The organism is Rhizobium sp. WSM1274 (genome assembly GCF_025200775.1).
GTDB classification, from domain to species: domain Bacteria; phylum Pseudomonadota; class Alphaproteobacteria; order Rhizobiales; family Rhizobiaceae; genus Rhizobium; species Rhizobium leguminosarum_I.
This window is the reverse complement of sequence record NZ_CP104138.1, coordinates 980,454-999,938: the sequence shown is the minus strand read 5'-3', so window position 1 is coordinate 999,938 and position 19,485 is coordinate 980,454. Positions and strand designations below refer to the sequence as shown.

Sequence of the window (19,485 nt, the reverse complement as noted above, 5' to 3'; positions counted from 1 at the left end):
CTGCTTTGACGCGGCGATCCGTGCGCCGGCACGAGCCGTGAAAGCGCCGGGCCTAAGATTCGCGTTGCGATGCGGCCCGCGTCACAGCCGCGTCCTCCATGACGTAGGTCGCATATCGATGGTCGCGGATCAGTGTTATCTTTTGGTCCCTCCATTCGAGCAGCATGAAGTAGGCAGGAGCAGCGGACGGCGCAGCCGAGACCAGCAATATTTCCCTGCCCTCCAGACAAGCCGGTTCGATCCAAACCCGCGGATAATCCGCATAATAGGAAAAGAATCGGCCAACATCCGCCGCACCGGAGACCTGCGGCCGTCCTGCCTGACGAAGCCGAACATCCTCGGCAAGCAGCCTGCGCAGGGCCGTCCAATCCCGCGCGTTGAAGAGCGCTGCGAAATTCAGAACCTCGGCGCTTGGGGGCAGCGGAACTTCGGACTCCCTCTCGGTGATGGATCGCAATCCTGCCCGACCACGTGAGAGATGGGCTTTGACAGCATCGATACTCAGGCCCAACAGCGCGGCGATGTCTGCGATGGGCTCTCCCAGCACATCCTTGAGGATCACCGCGCTACGCTGCGGCACCGGCAATTTGGCATAGTGAGCCAAGGCGATCCGCACCGTGTCCTGCCTTATCAGCGCATCCTCCGGATCAACAGCACTGGCATCCGCCAGATCAAAGGCCGTCTCCAGCGGCTCTGACGGATGGGTACTTCGCTGGCGCAGCGTATCGATGGCGCGATTGTGAACAATGCGAAACAGCCATGGTCGCAGCGGCGTGCCGGACGAGATCGAGCCGACCATCGCGAACGCATTGACCAACGCGTCCTGAATCACGTCCTCGCCGTCGATCACCGAGCCGACCAACCGGGCGGCATAGCGATGCAGTTCCGGGCGAACTGCATCCGCCTCCTTGGCCAGCGCCACGTAGGGTGTGCTCTTCGCTTCTGCTTCGAGGGCAGCTTCATCCATCATTGATGACCGTCACGCCCGTATCTCCACGCACGGCGTAGATCATAGCCTCTTCCAGCGCCGTCTCGCCGATCAGTTCGGCTACCGTATCGCCAAAGCCGCGCGGTGTCATGTCCGGCCAGGCAGCTGCCTGTTCGGCGAATGTCCGGCCCGCCGCCGCAGCATAACCGGAGATTCCGGCGTTGCCCACGCCGGTTCCTGCGAACATCTGCCGGGGAACGATGACCCGGAAACGCAGGCCCAGGCCGAGCTGGGTCGACAAGCCCTCGGCATATTTTGCAATGAACCACTGCGCCCGTTTTGCTCCTGCATAGCCTCCCGATAGCGGCGAGCCTTGCACCGCGGCTCCGCTGGAAACGAGAACGACCAGCCCGCCCGGCGCCATCGGCAACGTCAGAGCGGCCTGGACCCAATGCAGGGCGGCCTTCACATCGACGTTCCAGTTGGTCGTGAACGCCTCCCAGCCAATACGGTCGATACGGTCTATGGGCGGTTCCGCGCCGGCGTTCATGATGACGACATCGGGTCGTGTCTCCGACATGATCCTCTTTGCCGCGTCGGCGCTGGTCGCATCGGCAGCCACAGTCGTGACGGCCAGTTGCTCTCCGAGCGCCCGCAAAGTCGTCGCGTCGCGCGCCACGACGGTCACTTTAGCCGCGCGCGCTACAAACGCCTCGACCATTCCGAAGCCCAACCCGCGGCTACCACCGACGACAACGATCCGTTTTCCATCCAAATCCATGTTCTTTTCCTCGTTCGATCCAAACCGCGCAAAGGCAGTCGCAACAAGGACGTTCGAATGAGCTGAAAAGAGTCATTATTTTCGCTCTTGGGCGTGGATAATGAAAAGCTTGACCGGGCGCGACCCAACTCAGACAGATTTCGGTCTGTGCCGGCTGCAGTTGCAAATGTGAAATCCCAATTCCTCAACCATGCGGACGTTCGGGACGGCGGTTGAGCTTGTTCGGTCTACGGGCTCAGACTTTCCGCAAAGACGCCCAGGCTGGTGCCTCGGCCGGTGATGACAGTCGGTCTACCCGGCAACAGACTCGTGACATCGTCTCGGACATGGCAAACTGTGTCGAAGAGAAAAGGTAGGCCTTCGAGCTCAACCCGAGGTCGACATTTGGAGTCGCCCCACCGATCGGCATTTGCCACGGTAAAAGAGAGCTCGACCTGATGGCCCACGAAAATGGCGAGCGTCATCGGCACGGCAACGACGACAAGATTCTTTCCCAGAAAGTAAGCAAACAAGGGAAGTGATAACATGCCAATAGCCATCTTCCCATCGCCGACCGGAGTAACATCTATGGCCCTCCAGACGACCCATGAGAGATACGCCGCCGGGAGCAAACCGGCTACAATAGAAGGATCATTCGCTTTGGATGTCCATTCGATGGACGGCAGGAAGTTAAAGCCTAACATTCTCACGAAAATGACAAGCAGTCCCGGCAACAGCCACACGGCCAGCAAGATCGTGACTGGTTTACTGATGAGGCGCTTCACCCTAATTCTCGATCACATTGATGTTGACGGATGGAAATCACAGAAATCGAAATAGAGTTTTCTTGCAAAAATCGCGACGCCTGCATTTTGTTTTTCATCTCTTGGTTTTATTATAGCGCCGTTCACCTTATCCAAACAGTAGCCAATTGCAATCATACGTCCTCCGGCCGCCACCGCCTTCATGGCCTTCTCACCGCGGAAGCAGCCCTCCAGCAAAGCCCGATGGTATAGCGCCCATGCTCGATTTTAATCCGCTCTATTCGACCCCGCAGGTTGCTGCCATCGAACGGTTCATCGATCAGCACTATCCGCTTGCAGGGCCGGTTTCCTGCCGGATGCTGCAGCGCGGCTTGAATGACGTGTATCTTGCCCTCGGGAGCAACGGAGAAAGTTATGTGTTCCGGCTTTCTCATCGCCGCGCCCGTGGCCCGGCCGACGTCAAGACCGAAACAGCTTTCCTGGCGCATCTCTCGCAATCGGGCGTTCCGGTCGCAGAGCCCATCCCCACCCGCGAGGGCACATTGTTCGTTGAGGGACAGGCGCCGGAGGGCGTGCGCCAGGCCGTGCTCTTCCGGGCGATCGAGGGCCGCAAGCCGAATGCGGCGGATGCCGGCGATGCAAGGGCCAACGGCAAGACCCTTGCTCTGCTGCACAACGCCGCCGAGACATTCCAGCCGGAGGGAGCGCTCTATCGGCTCGATCTCGAACACTTGCTGAGTCGGCCGCTTGCCCGCATATGCGATAGCGGCGTCGTGGAAGACGCCGACGTCCGCAGCGAGATTAAAGACATCGCGGCGCGAACGGCAAAGGCGATCGAAGCCTTCGGCGATTTGACGTCGACTTATTGCCATGGTGACTGTCACGGCTTCAACGCACGGATCAACGACGCCGGCGAAGCCATATTTTTCGACTTCGATGACGGCGGTCCGGGATACCTCGCCTACGACTTGTCGGTGTTTTTGTGGGCGCAAGTCTCCTTCGGCCGGACGTCGACCGCCATGTGGGACGCCTTCGTCGATGCCTATCGGGCCGTCCGGCCGATCAAGCCTGATGACTTCGAAGCCGCCCACCGCTTTGTGATCATCCGCCACATCTGGCTGATGGGCGAATATGCCAGCCGGGCCCAGGAATGGGGAAGCGAAGCGGTCGGCTGGATTGCAAGGCAGGCGAATTTCCTCAAGACGTGGGAGATCGAGCGATGTGTCGACCGGCTGCTCTGAATTCAGGTCTGCTCGGCAGCCGGAGGATCGGCGATGCGTCGGCGCGGTCGGCCATCGCTTCGACCTTCGCCCACGTGCAGGTAAAGGAACGCCCGTGAAGGTCGATCTATGGGAACTTGTCAGGGACATCAGCACTTAGGGCCACCCGCCCCGTTGGCCCTAAGCGGACTTTTTTCGTTATCGAAGGATAAGGTTGTTTTGCGCCTTCTCCTCGCCGTTCTCGGGCAAAGTGGGTCGTCCCAAAATCGGCCATCTATTCCAGATACGGCGTCGGGCATGATCTCCACAAGCGCTCCGCTTTTAAAGTATTGGCCAATCCCCAAGAGTGGCGCCTGAATCAAGCCAAGGCCGGCGAGGGCAGCGGCGTCGTAAGTCTGCGCACTGTTAATAATGTGCAGCGCACCTGGCAACGGAAGCGTCGCGTAGCTGTCGCCATCCGGATATTCCCATCCGGAGTGTCCCCTCGATTTGAGGCCCGGAAGCCCGGGCCTCATCCTCTGATTTCAACTACGCCGGGTGCGCCATTACATCTTGCTCATGCCCTTCTCGGCGTTTTCCATATGCGTCACACAAGTTTTGATCTTGTGCGCCTTCATGGCATCCTTCGCCATGGCCACCTGTTTGGTGGCGGCTGTTTTCTTCGTCTGATCGGCCATTGCATCCACCTTGGTCTGCAAGGCCGTTATGGAAGCGTCGTCACATTTCGCCATAGATGCGGCATAGGCGGGTATAGTGCCCGCAGCCGCAAATACGGCCGCGATCAAAATCGATCTCAGCATGTGCATTTCCTCCGAAAGGGCATAATCGCCCCACCCGCAAACGCTTTGGTGGGGAGTGGGTTCCGACCTGCGACAATTAGACCGTGCTAGAGTACTGCGCTGCGTGCGAACGATGGTTCGGGCGGCGACAAGTCTAATCTGCCGAGCAATCGAGTCTAGAAGTCAAATGGTCCCAGAAGGGGTGCCGTAAGAGCAGCCATCAGGCCTGCACCTGCGAGCGCAGCCAGTCCTGAAGCTTGTCCACCGCTTCGGACTTCCGATATCGCGGCTTCACCAGATAGACGTGCGACTGCGCTCTGAGGGCGCCGGCGAAGACTTGCCTCAGCCTGCCCGCCTCGATGTCGGTCGAGACAAAGGCGCGGGTTGCCACGGCGATGCCCTGTCCGGCGATGGCAGCTTCGATCGCGTGCGATGTCTGTGAGAAGCTGATGCCCCGAAACAGCGTGGGATCACCGCCGCCGAGGAAACGATCGATATATTCGGGCCAGGAATTATGGGCATCGTGAAGGAGCGTGTAGTGCGAGAGTTCTTCGGCGTTCTGCGGCTCGGCTCCCTCGGCGACGAGGCTCGGATTGCAGATGGCAATGATCTCCTGCTCGAACAGCAGTTCGGCGGCAAGGCCTGGGCCGAAGGGAGGGCTGCCATATCGGACGGCGAGATCGACGCCGTCGACCTGGAAGCTGGAAATGCGGTCTGTCGCCAGGATGTGGAGATCGAGATCGGGATGCCTCGAGGTAAAGTCCGGAAGACGCGGGATCAGCCATCTCGAGGCGAAGGTCGGTGTCGTGCTGACCACCAGTTTGACCGGTTGAGGCTTCAGGTTTGCCGTCGCGTTTGCGAGCAATTCGAAGGCGCGCCTGACATCAGCGACGTAGCTTCGCCCCTCGCCCGTCAGCGCCAATGATTTCGGCAGGCGCTCGAACAATGTCACCCCGAGTTCCGCCTCAAGCCCGCGCACGTGCTGGGCGACGGCTCCCTGGGTGACGCCGAGCTCTTCGGCCGCAAGCCGGAAGTTCAGATGGCGCGCTGCCACGTCGAAGGCCTTGAGGCCGTTAAGAGAGGGAAGATTGCCGATCAGCATGGACGTTCGATAGTTTTTCTACTGGGACATTTCAGGAAAACTGGTTCGTTCCCGCTTGGGACCCATGATATCCCAGGGATCAATGCCCGGCAATGGGTGCAAACCGAGTAGGGAGAGCGGCGATGGCAGTAGAAAAGGTAGCAATCATTACGGCCGGCGGCAGCGGCATGGGTGCGGAAGCCGCGAGGCGGCTGGCGGCCGATGGCTTCAAGATCGCCATCCTATCCTCGTCGGGCAAGGGCGAGGCGCTTGCGAAAGAACTGGGCGGCATCGGCGTCACCGGCTCGAACCAATCCAACGACGACCTCAAGCGCCTGGTGGACGCATGCATGGAAAAGTGGGGCCGGATCGACGCTCTCGTCAACAGCGCCGGTCACGGTCCGCGTGCGCCGATCACCGAGATCACCGACGAACAGTGGCATACCGGCCTCGACGTCTACCTGATGAACGTCATCCGCTCGGTTCGGCTGGTCACGCCGGTCATGCAGGCGCAGAAGTCGGGCGCAATCGTCAATATCTCCACCGCCTGGGTGTCCGAACCGTCCGCGATGTTCCCGACCTCGGCCGTCTTCCGCGCCGGGCTCGCGGCCTACACCAAGATTTACGCCGATACCTATGCTGGCGACGGCATTCGCATCAACAACGTGCTGCCGGGCTGGATCGACAGCCTGCCGCCGACGGAGGAGCGCCGCGACAGCGTGCCGATGAAGCGCTACGGCACCAGCGCCGAAGTGGCCGCAACGATTTCCTTCCTCATTTCCGAGGGAGCGGGCTATATCACCGGCCAGAGCCTCAGGATCGACGGCGGCCTTACCCGGTCCGTCTGACAGGATCTCTACGCCCAAGGAAAACAGCGATGTGCTTCAACTGGAACGTCAAGGCCGGTGAGATAAAGCACGCGGAGGCGACAGAGTGACCCTCGCCGAGGTCGATGCATCTGCCTGGGCCGAGCTCGAAGGGGCCGCCGCCGACCCGCAGTCGGCCTTCCGCTACCTGAACCTCTGTTCGGTCGACGCCGGCGGCCGGCCGCAAGCCCGCATGGTGGTGCTGAGGCGCGTCGATGCGGCGCATCCTGGAAATCCATACGGATGTCAGAAGCCCTAAATGGCTGGAAATATCGGCCAATCCTCGGGTCACCATCCTCGGCTTCGGCCCGCAGCCGAAAGTGCAGCTTCGCCTTCAAGGATCGGCCGAACTCAACGGACCGTCGAGCGAACGCGCGGCCGAGGCCTGGAGCCTGCTGCCGCTGTCGACGCGCAGCACCTATATGGGCGGGCCGCCGGGCGACGACATCGGCGAGCGGCCAGCAAGCGAGGCGGCGGTCGCAGACGCCGATGGACAGGCCTTCTTCGGGGTGCTGATATTCCGGGCCGAGACGCTGGACTGGCTCCAGCTGCGCCACGCCGACAACCAACGCGCAGTCTTTGCCTACGATCATCTCGGCGCGCTGACCTCCTCCGGCTGGGTCAACCCCTGAACGCCGGACGACGTCGAAGCGCCATCGCTTTGTGATCGTCCGCCACATCCGGCTGATGGGCGAATACGCGGGGCACAGGAATGGGGAAGCCAGACTGTCGGTTGGATTGCCAGGCTGGCGATTTTCCTCAAGACGTGGGAGACCGAGCAATGTGTCGACCACCTGTTTTAAAGCAACGCGCGGCTTAGCCGCTCAGCCTTCAAGCCGAACATGATGCTCCAGCCATGCGACAGCGAAGCTGCAGATCGCGGCCGCATCGACCAGCACCGATCCTGCGTCTCCGACTAGGCCCTGCGCACCCTGCCCGCTGGTGAGAAACGCGCCCACGATCCCGCCGAAATAATCGTCGTCAAGGCCCGGCACGACCGGGTCGCTTGTGTCGAATTCTTCCAGCATCCGCCACACCACGCCGGCCGATGTGGCAAAGGGCGCCTCGTAGCGGCGGAGGCGCTTGTTCGGAATTCGCGCCAGGTGTTCTGCATGGTGGAGCAGGGTCATGGTGTCGAGCGGAGCTCCGGCCATCAGAACCTTGCCGCCTGCCGCCACCAGCCTGCCGAGCGGCGATGTCTCTCCATAGCCGTAATCGAGCGGGTGGTCGGCGGTGAGCCAATCCGCGCGCGCGCCGATCGCCGCGACCGAGGCGCCCGGATTGCCGCTGCGTCTTGCCACTGATGTCGTTCGAATGAATTCGGCGAGCACGCCGTTATCGCGGGCAGCGCGGGAAACAGCCGGATCGAACGGCGCGATATGGGCGCGCCATTCCGGCGGGACGCGGCCATTTTCATCCAGCAAAGCATCATAGTCACCGTTCCAGTCGGTATAGGCAACGATGGTGCCGGCGGGGCCCACGGCATCGCGAAGCGCTTCGATCAGTACATCAGGCCCGTTGAGCAGCCGCCCCACCCGCTTCATCGCGGCGTGGACCATGACCATGTCGCCGGCGCGAATGCCGAGACTGTCGAGATCCCTGGCCAGCGAGAGGCGAGTGTGAATGCGCGGAACGATCATCGGCAGATGATCATAGGGGTCGCATGCGAGAGTCAAGCGATCGCGACCCTGCCCTGATACTCACCTTCAGCCGACGACCGCGGTGCAACTGCGTTCGGCCTCGTTGCGGCAGGCGCTACGCACATCTTATTCTGGTGGTCCCGGGTCGCATATAGTCGCGGGGCGTGTGTCACGCTGATTTCACGCGATTTCGATGGTGGATTTTACTAGATTTCTTCACGGCTTCGCCGGCACGATTTGGTGGGACGCATGTCTTCTGGATCGCGTTTCGGACAGCGCCGGCCGCCGAAATGGCAAAGAGTTTTCGTGCCGATCAAGTATTGTCCTCGAGGGTGGGCGGCGGTCGGTCATTTTCATTGGTCATGCTGCAGTGCAGGAGGCAGCTGAAGATGCAATTTCTGGTCCATTCAAAGACGATCGCCGAACTTGAATATGATAGCGAGACCTGCGTCTTGCGGGTGCTCTACAAAGACGGACGAGTGAGCTCTGTTCCCGATGTCGCTCCCACGCTGGTGATGAAGATCGTCGCGCGGGTTCCCGTCGAGAAATCTCCTTATCTGATGCAGACCGCGATCTGAGACCTCTGCGAAAAGTCACGACCGTCGGAAAGGACGGGTAGCGCCGTTCTGATCCGCAATGAGCCGCCGGCCTGTTTGGAGCTCGCCATCGCCCGCTTCTGCGGGCATCATGCTTTAGTAAAGTGTCCTTCGGTAGGCTTGTTCCAGGTCTTCGTCCATCTTTCGCATTTCATCCGCGTCCCTCGGCGCCCCTGTCGTCTCATCCAGAATGATCTTCATGAGCGAGGGCATCTCGGTGCGGTCCTGGAAATGATCCGGGCTCCACAAGCGGGACCGTCTGAATGCCTTGGCGCAATGCATGAAAACTTCGCTTACCGTCACGATAATAGCGAGTTTCGGGAGACGATCGGCAACGCTCATGCCAGCCAGCAGTTGAGGATCATTGGTCAGACTTGCTCGCCCGTTGACGCGCAATGTGTCGTCGAAACCGGGGACGAGAAACAACAGCCCGACATTCGGGTTGGCGATGATGTTGCTTAAGGTATCAAGACGATTGTTGCCGGGTCGATCCGGGATCGCCAGGGTGTGCTTGTCAAAAACCTTGACGAACCCCGGAGGGTCGCCGCGAGGACTGACGTCGGCCCTTCCCTCCGAACTCTGCGTGCAGATGCAGAAGAACGGCGAGCGCCGAATGAATTCCTGCGCGTGCTCGCCAAGCGAATTCTGACACTTCACGATTGCCAGGGCGTGGGTCGGCTCGAACAGCGCCCGAAGCGACTGCTCATCGGCGATGGCACATTCTGGATTGAGTTGTAAGGCCGTCATGCTCCCCTCCCGAAGTCCCTCTCATCGCATGGCCGAACTGCAGATCTGGAATTCAGGCCTCGCAACGCTCGTCTCCGCCCGCAAGCCATGGATATGATGTACGTACCTCAGAAGGTATACATCAGTTGAGATGCAGGATCAATGCGGGATTGAATCGCCGTATTGCAAGGCAAGCCGCGCTGATAGGGGCGGAACAGGCGGAGAATATGAGGTTCGGCCAGCGGCGTGACGTCCGACGTCTGGAACACTTCTTCCATCTTTTCGGTCGACGACGACATCCCGATACCGGCGATCGCCCAGGGCCGACGCTTCGTGCTTCGTGAAGGTATCGTCCTTTCGGGTGAGAAGCGGAACCGCCGAACTCTCAGGCGATTTGAGAGCCGGTCGCTCGGCTGGTTTTCACCCCGAAAACCGCTGTCTCCTGTTAAGCCGGGCGGCCGCCACGGCTTGCAGGTCGACGGTGCTCTTGATCGATGTTGCGGATCCTCCAATTCAAAGAGGACGGCATCTCACCTGCTTCACCGATGCTTGCAGCGCCCGCGCCCGGCTTGCAAATCGATCATGGCTCGAGGCTATTTCTAAGAATTTCCGCCAATATTCTTTTTCCGTTCAACTCGCTGACAGACTTCGGGCCTGTCTTATTCCAGGTGTCACATACCGCCGTGCCCGCGTCCCTCCCACCCTTCCAGCTACTGCAGAACGTGTTGCCGGAAATGCGCCACATGCCATCAATTGAGATTACATCTCCGGAATCGAGTTTAACCTGACCATGTGCGGTGCCGTCCTTGAGTACAGAAAGCTCGCCACTATAACCCTCTTTTGGGCCGCCCAGCGCAATCACTTTGCCGTCTGAAAGCAGGGCCTGAAGCTCCTTTCCTATCATCGCGGTAGCAGCAATAGCTTGGGTTCCGAGAAACACCATAGATAGTCCAGTCAGTATAGTTCTGTGCATTTGCCGATTTCTCCCACCGCCGTCAAGCACAGTCTCCGTCCACCATATATGAACTACAAGTCATCTCTTATAATTAGCTATAGTTTGATAGTTTTCAGCAGATATCTTGGAAAGATTAGTCATAAATTATAGTTTTATTGAAAATTTATGATTTGTTGGGCGCCGGATTAGCTGCATCGCGCCTTAGGATGTCAGCGATGCATGGGAAAAGCTGCGACTTTTCCGAGGTCAAGTCCGCCTGATGGGGACCCCAATGAGCCGTTCATATTCGTGCTCTGGGACACCATAGGAGCCGCCGGCCAAGTCCTCCAGCTTGGGCCGGTCCAAAATCCGGATATTCCCCCGCGTCGCCTTAATCGCGTGCACGCCCTCGAGGATGTGGATTTCATTGGTGACGCCTGCACGTCGTACGCCGAGCATAAGCGAGAGGAACTCGTGGGTAAGAGGCAGATCTCTGTCGCGCAGCCGGTCGTGGCACATCAACAGCCATCGGGCCAGCCGCCCGGGCATGGTGTAACGGGCATTGGCAAGGGCGGAATGGGCCAGCTGCAACTCGCAGCAATGCACATATTTGAGCAGCAGGTCGTTGGCCGACGGAACTCGTTGCGCCATGGAAAGAAGTGCGGATACCGGCACCGAAATTCCGTGCCCCTCGACCTGCATGAAGGTCCTGTTTGGCGTTTGATCGACCTTCAGGAACACATGGGCTCCTGCCATGCCCTCATATCCGACATGCCCGACTTCGACGGACTCGTCATCGGAGTTGGTGGCAACAATTGATGCCAAGCCGCTCTCAAGGAAGCAGGCGGTCTCACTTGGCACATCAGGCGCGACCAGTTCGAACTGCACCGGAAGCTCGCGCGGCTGCATCGTCGCCTGCAGCAGATCGAATGCTTCAGGCGCAAGTGCTCTGAGAAGAAGGTTTTGGATGTTTGACTGCGAAAAGTCGGACATGGCCCAGCCTCCGGCGGGATTGAGCCCGATCTCCTGTCGACGTACGGCGAAGCGCCGGCAATGTTTCGCTTATGTGCCAGACCATCTTCACAGGCCAAGAGGCGCCGGTCTTCTGTGCGGTTTTGACATTGCTACAATGCGCCGGATTCTTGCGTAGCAAGGTAGACCTGGTCCACGATCTGGACGGCGGCCGTGAAGGAAAGAACCATGACCGTGACCCCCTGCTCATCGGTGACGTTCATCAGCCATGCCGAGACGTCGGCCTTCTTCAACCGAGCGCCCCTCAGCCGCTCGGCTATGGTCTCAACAGCTTCGCTGCGGGCGCTTTGGAGGTCCGGGTGCTCTGAGCCCACCGTATCCTGAATGGAGATGCCGTCATGAACGTTGAAAAAGTAGCGAGCCACATCTGTTGCTCCTGTACAGGCAAGAGCAACTAATATCTCCCAGCCATCCGCGCCTGGGTCGATGGCGGATGATGATCGATTATCGCATGTAATCATGTTTTAAAGAAGGGCCGTAATCCCGAAGTGCTTGCGCGGCGAGGCCGAGCGTTCATCGGCCCGCGCCGGAACCTTTTTTGCTTCCATGCGTTTGGCGGGCGGATCTGAAGGTCTTTCCCCTAGCCTTCATTGAACCCCTTTCCATGTACGCTCACTAGCCCCGCGTCCAGCGCCGGGCTTTTTTGACAGCCTGGCTGAACCGGGGGCGCGGGTATTGAATATCAGCGGTCGCGCAACCGGGTCCCTTTCTCCGCCGGCGCCGCGACGCAGCATTTTACCGATTCCACACGATGGCACAGCGCAGCAATTGCATTTTTTCATTTTGGGTGGCCGGCCCCTCTTGAACCGCTAATAGCCTGAATTAAATGATTTATGCTGGTAGCCCAATTGGAACCGGCAAAGTCCAGGAGACGCCGGTAGCTCTTGGCGTCTCCTTGTATCCATGTTGCTTCAAAGGAGGATATGGCTATGAGGACAAACCTCGATTTCTCTCCCCTGTTCCGGTCGAGCATCGGCTTTGACCGCATGTTAGGTGCGCTTCAAGCCGGCATCGACACCATCGACAACTGGCCGCCCTACGACATCCTCAAGACGAGCGAGGATGAATACCGCATCGAAATGGCGGTGGCGGGATTCTCCCAGAATGAACTGACGATGACGCAGGAGCAGAACCTGCTCGTGGTTGCGGGCAAGAAGGCGGATAGCGATGACGACGTGCAATATCTTCATCGCAGCGTCGCTCAGCGAAGCTTCCAGCGCCGGTTCGAACTTGCCGACTATGTCAAGGTCGAAAGGGCTGAACTTGTCGACGGACTGTTGATCATCGATCTGAAGCGCGAGATCCCTGAAGAAATGAAGCCGCGCCAGATCGAAATCGGAACCGGCCAGGCCCTTCCGAAGTTCGAGCCCAAGCAGATCGAAGCTGAGACGCAAGCAGCGTAAGCCTCGAAAGGCGCATCGGCGCCGGGCACACCCGGCGCCGATGTGAATGCTTCGCTGCCAATCCAAGAGAAAGGAGAAAAGACATGAGTGTTCGTGATCTCATTCCCTGGAGCGGGAACAACGGCCATCAGGCCCCCAGCCTGTTGCGTGATGATGATCGTGATCCGTTCCTGTCCCTGCATCGCGAGGTGAACCGATTGTTCGACGAGGCATTCCGCGGATTCGGTTCCAACTTTCCGTCGTTGACTGGCCCCAGAGCCTTTGGTGGCGGATGGCCGAGCGTCGAGATCTCCGACAACGAGAAGGAGATCAAGGTGACGGCCGAGGTGCCTGGCCTTGAGGAAAAGGACATAGAAGTCCTGCTCAATGACGGCGTGCTCACGCTGAAAGGCGAAAAGCAGTCCGAGACGGAGGACAAGGATCGCCAGTTCTCCGAGCGCTACTACGGTCGCTTCGAGCGTCGCATTCCGCTCGGTGCCGAGGTCAAGGAAGACGCTATCGACGCCCGCTTCAAAAACGGTGTGTTGACAGTGACCTTGCCGAAGAGTGAGCAGGCGCAGTCGCAAGTCAAGCGGATCGCCATCAAGAGCTAACCAATTGACCCAACCGACGGCCGGCCTTGTGGCGGCCGTCGGCATCCTTCGCCGATAGGGAGGGATATGATGATGGACGTTAACAGAGAGACGCACAACAGAGAGACGAAGAAACCACATACGGCTGTTTCGGATAGCTGGCCAGCAAACGACAACCAGCGGAAGCCTCTGTCATTCGGCCGCTCGGTATTTCCCGAGGATGCTGTCGCCCGAATCTTCAAGCCATCGCGCTCGGCGATGACGTCAGGCACCCGGCGAACGAAAGACTGGCGGCTCGTCTTCCAGCGCCGTAGCGCACCGTTCATCGAGCCTTTGATGGGCTATACGGGCAGTACCGATACGCTCACGCAGGTTGAGCTGGAATTTCCAACCCTTGAATCAGCAATCAGATATGCGGAGCGCCAGGGGCTGACCTACAGGGTGCAGCGTCAGGCGAGTAGCGCCGCGGCGTCCACAAAGCAGAGAACCCGCCAGCAAACGCGCCGGCCATCTCGTGCCTTCTCCGACGCTGCATTGCAACGGCTCGGTCCCGCCGCATGTCGGAAGATCTGCGGACAGGCACAAGGCCCCGCTTTGCAGACCCACGTCTATGAACCCGCAACATGGCCATCGCATGCTGACGTTGTCCGAAATCGGACGCCGCAGGCACTGCTTGACCTCGAGCGCAACGTCGAGAGGCGAGATCTTCAGCCGACGATCAACCGAGATGCCGCGTGAGGTGGAGCCATGAACCCATCTATCGTCTTCGATTGCGAGAAGATCCTGCCCAACAGGTTCGCCCTGACTATGGCTGCGGCCGCACGAAGCCGCGCCCTTTATCGAGGGGCGGAGCCGAGGCTGGATCCTTCAGATGCCTGCGTCAGCGAACTCGCGCTGCAGGAGATTGCAAGGGGCTCGTTCACCAGCAGCGAGCTCGCACCCTTTCTGGGCGGACCGGCAGGGACAAAGCGACTTCACTCCGCCGATCCGGCCACTCGCCTTCGCGGCAACGGCGCACGATCGCCGCTGCAGCACCCGTCTCCACGCCACCGGAGGCGGTTCAATGATGATGCAAACAAGAAGGAGAAACGACAATGATGAAGTCTCAGTCTTCGAAGGACCGTGCAGCATTCGATATCATCAATATCGTTGCTGGGCTGGCTCTTTTCCTGTCACCCTGGCTCCTTGGTTTCGCAACCGAGGCATATGCATCGTGGAATGCCTGGATTGTCGGCGCTGCCATCACCGTGATCGCCGCCGCCGCGCTCTTCGCATTTTACGAGGCGGAAGAATGGATCAACTTGGTGCTCGGCGTCTGGGCTGTCGTGGCGCCATGGGTCCTGGGTTTCTCGGCGGTGGCCGCTGCAATGTGGGCACATCTGATTGCCGGCATCGTGGTCGCGGTTTTGGCCGCGGGCAGCATCTGGTTCACTCACAACCACCCGCTGTCGACCACTTGAGGCAAATGCGAGCGGGCCCGGAACTCCGGGCCCGCTTCTTAGTTTGCGTTGCGGCTGGGCGGCATTGACCTCCCGTCAAATCCAAGGAGCAAACCATGTTCGATATCCGCCAGGGATTTCACAGGATTGCCGCGTCAGTCGTGATCGCCTTTGCAGCAATCCTGCTTACGATAGCGCCGGTCACCTCGCAAACCCCGCAATCTGGCACCGCTTCGGCGTCACTTCCATCTCTGGCGCCGATGCTTGAACAAGTCACGCCGGCCGTCGTCAACATCGCGGTCGTCTCCCGCGCACCGTCGCGAGACAATCCTCTCTTCAGCGATCCCACCTTCCGCCGCTACTTCAATCTGCCGCAACAGCAACAACGACCGAGGATGAGTGCAGGATCCGGCGTCATCGTCGACGCCGCCAAAGGATATGTGCTTACCAATCATCACGTCGTCGACGAGGGCAGTGAGATTTCTGTGACGCTGAAGGATGGACGACAGCTTTCGGCCAAATTGATCGGCAGCGACAAGGACACGGACATCGCTCTGTTGCAGGTCAATGCTCCAAACCTTACCGCTATTCAGATCGGGGATTCTCATGCACTCAAAGTCGGTGACTACGTCGTAGCGATTGGCAATCCGTTCGGGCTTGGCCAGACTGTGACCTCAGGCATCGTCAGCGCATTGGGGCGAAGCGGTCTGAATATCGAAGGCTATGAGGACTTCATCCAGACAGATGCCTCGATCAACCCTGGAAACTCAGGTGGTGCCCTGGTGACGCTCGACGGCAAATTGGTCGGCATCAATACTGCAATTCTCAGCCCCGCCGGAGCCAGCGTCGGTATAGGCTTTGCCGTGCCAAGCAGCATGGCGGCGTCGGTCATGAACCAGTTGATCGCGCACGGCAAGGTGGAGCGCGGCGAGCTAGGCATCGGCATCCAGGATCTGACGCCGGAGTTGGCGGAGGCTCTCGGACTCGGTGACCTCCGCGGCGCACTGATCGCCAACGTCGAGTCGGGCTCGCCGGCTGAACAGGCCGGACTGAAGACCGGAGACGTGGTCACCGCAACTGACGGACGCCCGATCGGTGGTGCGACCGACCTCAGGAACCGCATCGGCCTCATGCCTGCCGGCAGCAAGCTAAGCCTCACGGTGAAGCGCGGCGACGAGGAGAAGGTGATCACGGCTACCATTGCGATGGACGATCGGTCATCCGCAACTCTCTCCGGCACGCCGCTCGAGGGCGCTACGATGAGGAATGCTTCTGGCGAAGAGGCGCAGCAAGCCGGAGGTTACGGCGTGGTGATCGAAAAGGTGGCTTCCGGCAGCGCGGCTGCCGGTGCCGGCCTTCAAGCAGGTGACATGATCGTCGCGCTCAATAGAGTTCCGGTCGCTTCCGTCACCGAGTTGCAGCGCAGGATCGCCGAAAAACCTAGCGTATTGGCGCTTGAACTGATCCGTGAGGGTGCGCCACTCCTTCTGGTAATCCGGTAGGAGTAGTCGGCCATGGAGATGAATAGGAAGACGCGGTTCAACATCTGGTACTGGATTATCGCTTTCCTGCTTCTTGCGGCATTTCAGTCCTTTTTCGCGACTACTCACCAGATTGCGCGGATTCCCTACAGCCAGTTCGAGACGGATCTCAAGGAGGGGAAGATCGCCGAGGTTGCCGTTTCCGACAATTTTATCCAAGGCCGGTATAAGGAGCCTCAGAATGAGCGCCCCTTTTTCGTCACGACACGCGTCGAGCCCAATCTGGCCGAGCAGCTCCGGCAATACGGAGTCGTCGTGACAGGTCAGATCGAGAGCACATTCCTGCGCGATCTGCTGTCCTGGCTCATCCCGGTGGCGCTCTTTATCGGAGTCTGGATGTTCATGATCAGGCGCATGGGCGGTGGGCTCGGCGGAGGCCTGATGCAGATCGGCAAATCGAAGGCGAAGATCTATGTCCAGACCGACACCGGCGTGACGTTCAAGGACGTGGCCGGCGTCGACGAGGCCAAGGACGAACTGAAGGAGATCGTTGATTTCCTGAAGGACCCGGCGGGCTACGGCCGCCTTGGCGGGCGTATGCCAAAGGGTGTGCTTTTAGTGGGTCCACCTGGAACCGGTAAGACGCTTTTGGCGCGCGCCGTCGCGGGCGAAGCCGGTGTGCCCTTTTTCTCGATCTCCGGGTCGGAGTTCGTGGAAATGTTTGTCGGTATCGGCGCAGCACGGGTCCGGGACCTGTTTGAGCAGGCGCGCGCCAAAGCACCCGCCATCATCTTTATCGATGAACTTGATGCCCTCGGCCGCGCTCGTGGGATTGGTTCCATGGCTGGCGGGCACGACGAGAAGGAGCAGACGCTGAACCAGCTTCTAGTGGAGCTGGATGGCTTTGATCCCTCCACTGGCCTCGTCTTGCTGGCCGCGACCAACAGACCAGAGATTCTTGATCCCGCCCTGCTGCGGGCCGGTCGTTTCGATCGGCAAGTGCTGGTGGATCGGCCGGACAAGTCGGGCCGACTCCAGATTCTCGGCGTCCACCTTCAGAAAGTGAAGCTCGCGGCGGATGTCTCACCGGAAAAGATCGCCGCGCTCACACCAGGGTTCACCGGCGCCGATCTCGCCAATCTCGTCAACGAGGCAGCCCTGCTCGCCACGCGCCGTCGGGCGGAGGCGGTAACGATGGCCGATTTCAATGACGCCGTCGAACGCATCGTCGCCGGTCTCGAAAAGCGCAATCGGCTGCTCAATCCAAGGGAGCGTGAAATCGTCGCCTATCATGAGATGGGACATGCGCTGGTCGCCATGGCGCTGCCCGGCGTCGATCCGGTGCACAAAGTATCCATCATTCCCAGAGGGGTCGGCGCCCTCGGCTATACCGTCCAGCGTCCACTCGAGGATCGCTTCCTGATGACGCGGGAGGAACTGGAGAACAAGATGGCTGTGCTGCTCGGTGGCCGCGCGGCGGAATGGATCGTCTTTGGCCATCTTTCGACCGGCGCTGCTGACGATCTCGTTAAAGTTGCGGACATTGCCCGCGCGATCGTCACACGCTACGGTATGACCGACAAACTGGGACACGTGGCTCTGGAGAAAGACCGGCGCTCGTTACTGGAGGCTGATCGGCTGTATTACGGTCCGCAGGAACGCGACTATTCCGATGAGACTGCAGCGAGGGTCGACCAGGAGATCCGCCGGATCGTCGACCATGTCTTCGATGGAACGGTGGAGCTCCTCGGACAGCGACGAGAGATACTGGATCGGTCCGCAAGGCTTCTCCTTGAGAAGGAAACTCTCGATGAGCGTGAATTGCAGGCGTTTGTAGAGACCGTTGAACAGCCGGCACGCGGGCGCACAGCATGAATGGCGCCCCGCTTGCCGCGGCAGGATCCGGCTTGCACAGTCGCAACCGCCTCGTCTTTAGACTAAAGCAATTCCGGGAAAAGTGTGAAGCGGTTTTCCGTCCGGAATTGCGTAAAAACAGTCGGATAGAGCGGTTCAGCGCTTCGCTGAACCGCTCTAGGTTGCGCATTGGGGCGACGAATGCTTCAGACCACCGCAGTGGCGAGCGTTCTTATCGGCCAAGGCTCATCCTCGGACGATGACGTGAGTTCCGGGCTGGACCAATTCGTAAAGTTCCTCGACGTCTTGGCGATACATCCGAAAACAGCCGCTCGATGCGTTGGTGCCGATGGATGAAGGGTCGTTGGTGCCGTGAATGCGCAGCAGTCCATCGGCGAGATAGATGGCCCGCGTTCCGAGTGGATTGGAGGGGCCGGGCCTTACGACAGTCGGAAGCTTCGGGTTCTTCTGGCGCATGCTCGCCGTTGGCCTCCATTCAGGATGCTCCTTTTTGGATACGACCCGCGTGGAGCCGAACCATTGCTTGCCTTCACGACCCACGGCGATCGGATACGCGTACTGCTCGCCCCATGGGGTCGTGTAGTAGAGGGTATGCTGACTCGTCACTATTAAGATCGTGCCTCCCGGGCTTTGTCTTGGCAGCGGCCCGCGATCGGGCAGGTAGTCACGATGGCGAGGAACCGGTTCATAATCTGGGATCGGTGGGTAGAGGCTGTATGGATCGTCATAGACATCGCCACCATAATCGTCATACCCATCATAAGGTCCGTAAACCTGTGCTCTCGCCGCAAAGGCCGTCAGCAAGAGCGCTGCCACAAGAACCAGTACTCTCATTTCGTCGCTATCCGCTCGTTGTACAAGCGTGATTGGGCCCAATTCTGTGGCGGCACTAAGGCCGCGGTGTCCATGTCATGCGCGACCGTTTCTCAGCCCTGACTTCGTGTGAACACGTCGCGGAAGCTGCGGGGCGCTTCGGCCTGCGCAGCTCCACGGGGGCGGCGCAACCAATCACGGTCGCTTTCGACGGATACGGCAGGAGCGCAACGCGCCCCATCGGCCGCTCTGGCCGGCGCCCATCGCCTTCGGTCCTAAATACCCGAGACATTTCGATCGCTGAACCGCCGCAGGTGCAGGGGCACATCTTCTATGTCTGCAAGCTTGCCATGCTTTTTGAGAAAGCGGCTGAAATTCGCCGCCACGACCGACGCGGGAAGCTGGCGATTGGCTGCTTTCCGGCAGGCCTCCAACATTACCTCGTAGGTAATATCGCGTTTCTCCTGTGGCCATTCGTCGAGAAAGTCAAAGACATCGTCAAGCCCAGCGATCTCCTGCACGAAGTACTTTCGTTGCGCGTAGATCGGGTGTTCAAAAGTATCGAGTGCCATCGTT

Annotated in this window: 24 protein-coding genes and 2 pseudogenes; 12 read left to right on the top strand and 14 right to left on the bottom strand. The window is 59.6% G+C overall.

Features of this window, described 5'->3' with window-relative positions; all coding sequences use genetic code 11:
• Positions 1–52: 52 nt before the first annotated feature.
• The 4 genes from N2600_RS04990 to N2600_RS04975 form a co-directional block, all read right to left on the bottom strand.
• Positions 53–970 carry a sigma-70 family RNA polymerase sigma factor gene (locus N2600_RS04990; protein ID WP_260298259.1) on the bottom strand — a complete coding sequence of 306 codons (918 nt, stop codon included), beginning with the start codon at positions 968–970 and terminating at the stop codon, positions 53–55.
• Positions 960–1,709 (bottom strand): SDR family NAD(P)-dependent oxidoreductase, encoded by a 750-nt coding sequence (locus N2600_RS04985; RefSeq protein ID WP_260298257.1) that lies wholly within the window; start codon positions 1,707–1,709, stop codon positions 960–962. The genes N2600_RS04990 and N2600_RS04985 overlap by 11 nt, the downstream gene beginning before the upstream one ends.
• A 227-nt stretch (positions 1,710–1,936) precedes the next feature.
• Entirely contained in the window at positions 1,937–2,473 is a 537-nt protein-coding gene (locus N2600_RS04980; protein ID WP_260298256.1) for a hypothetical protein, read from the bottom strand.
• A gap of 12 nt (positions 2,474–2,485) precedes the next feature.
• Positions 2,486–2,656, bottom strand: a complete 171-nt coding sequence (locus N2600_RS04975; protein ID WP_170261907.1) for a hypothetical protein — start codon at positions 2,654–2,656, stop codon at positions 2,486–2,488.
• A gap of 53 nt (positions 2,657–2,709) precedes the next feature.
• On the opposite strand from N2600_RS04975, the gene N2600_RS04970 reads away from it, so the two are divergent.
• Positions 2,710–3,693: a phosphotransferase enzyme family protein gene (locus tag N2600_RS04970; protein WP_260298255.1), complete on the top strand. Its 984-nt coding sequence runs from the start codon at positions 2,710–2,712 to the stop codon at positions 3,691–3,693.
• Between the two features lie 524 nt (positions 3,694–4,217).
• Here N2600_RS04970 and N2600_RS04965 read toward each other — a convergent pair.
• Together N2600_RS04965 and N2600_RS04960 are read right to left on the bottom strand one after the other, a co-directional pair.
• Positions 4,218–4,472, bottom strand: a complete 255-nt coding sequence (locus N2600_RS04965) for a hypothetical protein (protein WP_170261909.1) — start codon at positions 4,470–4,472, stop codon at positions 4,218–4,220.
• A gap of 199 nt (positions 4,473–4,671) precedes the next feature.
• The gene (locus N2600_RS04960) at positions 4,672–5,553 is read right to left on the bottom strand and encodes a LysR substrate-binding domain-containing protein (protein WP_260298254.1); all 882 of its coding nucleotides are present in this window, start codon (positions 5,551–5,553) and stop codon (positions 4,672–4,674) included.
• 122 nt (positions 5,554–5,675) lie between these two features.
• Here N2600_RS04960 and N2600_RS04955 point away from each other — a divergent pair, with 122 nt between their 5' ends.
• The 3 genes and pseudogenes from N2600_RS04955 to N2600_RS34595 form a co-directional block, all read left to right on the top strand.
• The gene (locus tag N2600_RS04955) at positions 5,676–6,380 is read left to right on the top strand and encodes an SDR family oxidoreductase (protein WP_170278672.1); all 705 of its coding nucleotides are present in this window, start codon (positions 5,676–5,678) and stop codon (positions 6,378–6,380) included.
• 85 nt (positions 6,381–6,465) lie between these two features.
• Positions 6,466–7,030: pseudogene (locus N2600_RS04950) on the top strand (pyridoxamine 5'-phosphate oxidase family protein).
• Positions 7,031–7,201: pseudogene (locus N2600_RS34595) on the top strand (kinase); the annotation flags it as partial.
• A gap of 21 nt (positions 7,202–7,222) precedes the next feature.
• Here the strand turns inward: N2600_RS34595 and aac(3) are convergent.
• Positions 7,223–8,038: an aminoglycoside 3-N-acetyltransferase gene (aac(3), locus tag N2600_RS04945; protein ID WP_026154049.1), complete on the bottom strand. Its 816-nt coding sequence runs from the start codon at positions 8,036–8,038 to the stop codon at positions 7,223–7,225.
• Between the two features lie 389 nt (positions 8,039–8,427).
• Here aac(3) and N2600_RS04940 point away from each other — a divergent pair, with 389 nt between their 5' ends.
• Positions 8,428–8,616: a hypothetical protein gene (locus N2600_RS04940; protein WP_017959409.1), complete on the top strand. Its 189-nt coding sequence runs from the start codon at positions 8,428–8,430 to the stop codon at positions 8,614–8,616.
• A gap of 114 nt (positions 8,617–8,730) precedes the next feature.
• Here the strand turns inward: N2600_RS04940 and N2600_RS04935 are convergent, their stop codons facing one another.
• The 5 genes from N2600_RS04935 to N2600_RS04915 all read right to left on the bottom strand — a co-directional run bounded on the left by N2600_RS04935 (position 8,731) and on the right by N2600_RS04915 (position 11,691).
• Positions 8,731–9,381 carry a pyridoxamine 5'-phosphate oxidase family protein gene (locus tag N2600_RS04935; protein ID WP_260298252.1) on the bottom strand — a complete coding sequence of 217 codons (651 nt, stop codon included), beginning with the start codon at positions 9,379–9,381 and terminating at the stop codon, positions 8,731–8,733.
• 107 nt (positions 9,382–9,488) lie between these two features.
• Positions 9,489–9,659 carry a hypothetical protein gene (locus tag N2600_RS04930; protein ID WP_017963311.1) on the bottom strand — a complete coding sequence of 57 codons (171 nt, stop codon included), beginning with the start codon at positions 9,657–9,659 and terminating at the stop codon, positions 9,489–9,491.
• Between the two features lie 281 nt (positions 9,660–9,940).
• The gene (locus N2600_RS04925) at positions 9,941–10,303 is read right to left on the bottom strand and encodes a hypothetical protein (protein ID WP_246726837.1); all 363 of its coding nucleotides are present in this window, start codon (positions 10,301–10,303) and stop codon (positions 9,941–9,943) included.
• A gap of 258 nt (positions 10,304–10,561) precedes the next feature.
• Positions 10,562–11,287, bottom strand: a complete 726-nt coding sequence (locus N2600_RS04920) for a Crp/Fnr family transcriptional regulator (protein WP_017963309.1) — start codon at positions 11,285–11,287, stop codon at positions 10,562–10,564.
• A 131-nt stretch (positions 11,288–11,418) separates the two neighbouring features.
• Positions 11,419–11,691, bottom strand: coding sequence for a DUF6894 family protein (locus N2600_RS04915; RefSeq protein WP_260298250.1), 273 nt, complete (start codon positions 11,689–11,691; stop codon positions 11,419–11,421).
• Between the two features lie 564 nt (positions 11,692–12,255).
• Here N2600_RS04915 and N2600_RS04910 point away from each other — a divergent pair.
• The 7 genes from N2600_RS04910 (at position 12,256) to ftsH (ending at position 18,096) form a co-directional block, all read left to right on the top strand.
• The gene (locus N2600_RS04910) at positions 12,256–12,729 is read left to right on the top strand and encodes an Hsp20 family protein (RefSeq protein WP_170278667.1); all 474 of its coding nucleotides are present in this window, start codon (positions 12,256–12,258) and stop codon (positions 12,727–12,729) included.
• Between the two features lie 83 nt (positions 12,730–12,812).
• A complete protein-coding gene (locus N2600_RS04905; protein WP_170281627.1) occupies positions 12,813–13,322 on the top strand; it encodes an Hsp20/alpha crystallin family protein in 510 nt (169 codons plus the stop codon).
• Positions 13,323–13,391: 69 nt separating this feature from the next.
• The gene (locus tag N2600_RS04900) at positions 13,392–14,039 is read left to right on the top strand and encodes an ETC complex I subunit (RefSeq protein WP_260298248.1); all 648 of its coding nucleotides are present in this window, start codon (positions 13,392–13,394) and stop codon (positions 14,037–14,039) included.
• Between the two features lie 9 nt (positions 14,040–14,048).
• The gene (locus N2600_RS04895) at positions 14,049–14,399 is read left to right on the top strand and encodes a DNA-directed RNA polymerase subunit omega (protein WP_311319298.1); all 351 of its coding nucleotides are present in this window, start codon (positions 14,049–14,051) and stop codon (positions 14,397–14,399) included.
• Positions 14,396–14,761, top strand: coding sequence for an SPW repeat protein (locus N2600_RS04890; RefSeq protein WP_260298246.1), 366 nt, complete (start codon positions 14,396–14,398; stop codon positions 14,759–14,761). Before N2600_RS04895 ends, N2600_RS04890 begins: the two co-directional genes overlap by 4 nt.
• Positions 14,762–14,856: 95 nt before the next feature.
• Positions 14,857–16,242, top strand: coding sequence for a Do family serine endopeptidase (locus N2600_RS04885; protein WP_260298244.1), 1,386 nt, complete (start codon positions 14,857–14,859; stop codon positions 16,240–16,242).
• A 12-nt stretch (positions 16,243–16,254) separates the two neighbouring features.
• Positions 16,255–18,096 (top strand): ATP-dependent zinc metalloprotease FtsH, encoded by a 1,842-nt coding sequence (ftsH, locus tag N2600_RS04880; protein ID WP_017963301.1) that lies wholly within the window; start codon positions 16,255–16,257, stop codon positions 18,094–18,096.
• Positions 18,097–18,321: 225 nt separating this feature from the next.
• On the opposite strand, the gene N2600_RS04875 is transcribed toward ftsH, so the two are convergent.
• Both N2600_RS04875 and N2600_RS04870 read right to left on the bottom strand, forming a co-directional pair.
• The gene (locus tag N2600_RS04875) at positions 18,322–18,930 is read right to left on the bottom strand and encodes a L,D-transpeptidase (protein ID WP_260298243.1); all 609 of its coding nucleotides are present in this window, start codon (positions 18,928–18,930) and stop codon (positions 18,322–18,324) included.
• 254 nt (positions 18,931–19,184) lie between these two features.
• Positions 19,185–19,481 (bottom strand): DUF982 domain-containing protein, encoded by a 297-nt coding sequence (locus N2600_RS04870; RefSeq protein WP_017963299.1) that lies wholly within the window; start codon positions 19,479–19,481, stop codon positions 19,185–19,187.
• Between the last annotated feature and the right edge of the window lie 4 nt (positions 19,482–19,485).